This is a genomic window from Halomonas sp. SIMBA_159, from assembly GCF_046536035.1.
Lineage (GTDB): Bacteria > Pseudomonadota > Gammaproteobacteria > Pseudomonadales > Halomonadaceae > Vreelandella > Vreelandella venusta_A.
The window spans coordinates 1-233 of the sequence record NZ_JAWJBT010001715.1 but is presented as its reverse complement, the minus strand read 5'-3'; the positions used below and the strand labels follow the sequence as shown (position 1 = coordinate 233).

Here is a 233-nt window from a genome sequence, read left to right as displayed (position 1 = left end):
ATCGGGAACGCTTTCATTTCGGTATAGCGTTCAATATCTTTTTCGCGGCAATAGGCAAGCGGGCGAATTACCACGTGCTCACCGTTATCTGAGACCAGCTTAGGCGGCATACCTTTCATTTTGCCGCCGTAGAACAAGTTCAGGAAAAGCGTTTCCAGCATGTCATCACGGTGGTGCCCCAGCGCAATCTTGGTCGCGCCCAGCTCTTTTGCCGTGCGGTACAAAATACCCCG

1 protein-coding gene is annotated in these 233 nt (G+C 52.4%); it reads right to left on the bottom strand.

All coding sequences use genetic code 11. The features are described from left to right. A partial coding sequence (locus tag R0J87_RS25070; RefSeq protein ID WP_498889734.1) for a PP-loop family protein occupies positions 1–233 on the bottom strand: 233 nt, incomplete at both ends.